General features: G+C 70.2%; 2 protein-coding genes. Both read left to right on the plus strand.

The features are described 5' to 3' along the window. The coding region (locus BZY54_RS43330) for a phosphopantetheine-binding protein (protein WP_086730853.1) at positions 1–828 on the plus strand (828 nt) is incomplete at its 5' end. Positions 829–1,031: 203 nt separating this feature from the next. Then, positions 1,032–2,177, plus strand: a 1,146-nt coding sequence (locus BZY54_RS43335; protein ID WP_425276383.1) for a beta-ketoacyl synthase N-terminal-like domain-containing protein, incomplete at its 3' end; no start/stop codon positions are given.

Consider the following 2,177-nt stretch of genomic DNA (forward strand, 5'->3'; position numbering starts at 1 on the left):
ATGGCCTTCGGACTGTGGGGCATCGACACCGGCATGGCAGCGGGCCTAGGCGACGCCGACCTAGAGCGGATGCGCCGCGCCGGTACGCCCGCACTCACGGCCCAGGAGGGGCTCGCGCTGTTCGACGCCTCGCTGTCCACCGGCCTCGCGGTCACCGTGCCGCTGCGGCTGGACACGGTCGCGCTGCGCACCCGCGCCGACGAGCTGCCCGCCCTGCTCAGGGGCATGGTCCCGGCGCAGCGCAAGCGGATCGCCACGGCCGGCGCGGCGCAGACCGTCTCGCTCGCCGCCCGCGTCGCCGGTCTCGGCCCCGACGACGCCGCGGGCGTCGTCCTGGACGTCGTCCGCACCCATGTGGCACGTGCTCTCGGTCACGCATCCGGTGACGCCATCGAGCCCGACCGTGCATTCGGCAGTTTGGGATTCGATTCCCTCGCGGCGGTCGAACTGCGGAACCAACTGAATGCGGTGACCGGTCTCCGGCTGCCCGCCACACTGATATTCGACTATCCGACGGCGGCCGATGTCGCCGCCTATATCGGAAAGCGAATGACGCCCGCCACCGCACCGAAATCCGTATCCACTCTCGAGGAGGAATTCGCCCGGCTCGAATCCGCGCTGGGTTCGCTGGCCCCGGCGGACCACGAACGGCTGCTGATGGCCGACCGTCTGCGCACTTTGGCCGAGAAGATCTCCGAAATCCCGGCCGGTGAAAAGGGCGCAGCAGAAGAGCCGCCGAACGGTGCCGACAGTGATCTCGTCGATGCCACGGCCGACGAACTGTTCGCCATCCTCGACGACGAACTGGCCTCACCCCCCACTCTCTAGTCGTCGGCCGATCGGAGATCCCGCTCGTCCGATGTTCCCGCTGGCCGGGGCGTGTTGCACCTCCTGATCGGGAGGTGCGCGCGCCCCGGCCGCATGCGTTCCACCCCAGAAGGCGCAGGGGTCGGTTAAGGGTTGGCCCCCCTAGGGGTGCTCGGTAGCGTCCTGATCGATCTACGGAATGAAATGCCCGGCCGCCGTCGCGAGTGAGTCGCCGTAAGTGGTCCCCTCTCGGCCAGAAGGAGAAGGTCTCGGTGAGCAACGAGCAGCGACTTCTCGAATACCTGAAGCGAGCCACTTCCGATTTGCGGGATGCTCGACGCCGGCTGGCGGAGGCCGAGCGGCGGACCGGACGCAGCGAAGACCCGATCGTGATAGTCGGAATGGCGTGCCGGTACCCGGGCGGCGTGACGTCGCCGGAGGAGTTGTGGGGGCTGGTGGCCGGCGGTGTGGACGCGGTGTCGGCGTTCCCGGAGGACCGGGGCTGGGACCCGGACGTGTACGACCCGGAGCCGGGCACCCCGGGGAAGACGTACGCGCGCGAGGGCGGGTTCCTGTACGACGCCGCCGATTTCGATCCGGCGTTCTTCGGGATCGGCCCCAACGAGGCGACACTCATGGACCCGCAGCAGCGGCTGCTGCTGGAGGTGTCCTGGGAGGCGATCGAGCGGGCGGGCATCGACCCGACCTCCCTGAAGGGCAGCCGCACCGGCGTGTTCGCCGGTGTGATGTACCACGACTACGCACTCGGCCGTGAGCCCGGCAGCACCAGCGCCGGCAGTGTCGTCTCCGGCCGGGTCTCCTACACGCTGGGCCTGGAGGGCCCCGCCGTCAGCATGGACACCGCCTGTTCGTCATCCTTGGTGGCCCTCCATCTCGCCGCCGAGTCCCTGCGGCGCGGCGAATGCTCGATGGCCCTGGCCGGCGGCGTGACGGTCATGTCGACGCCGGAGATGTTCGTCTACTTCAGTACGCAGCAGGGCCTGGCCGCCGACGGCCGGTCGAAGTCCTTCGCGGCCGCCGCCGACGGTGTGGCCTGCTCGGAGGGCGCGGGCGTGCTGCTGCTGGAGCGGTTGCCGGACGCGCGGCGCAACGGGCATCCGGTGCTGGCGGTGGTGCGGGGTTCGGCTCTGAACCAGGACGGTGCGAGCAATGGTCTGACGGCGCCGAACGGTCCGTCGCAGCAGCGGGTGATCCGGGCGGCGCTCGCGGACGCGGGACTGTCGGCGGCCGATGTGGATGCGGTGGAGGCGCATGGGACGGGGACGCGGCTGGGTGATCCGATCGAGGCGCAGGCGCTGCTGGCGACGTACGGGCAGGAGCGTCCGGTCTCGGGTGAGCCGTTGTGGCTG

The organism is Streptomyces carpinensis, assembly GCF_002154505.1.
GTDB lineage: Bacteria > Actinomycetota > Actinomycetes > Streptomycetales > Streptomycetaceae > Streptomyces > Streptomyces carpinensis.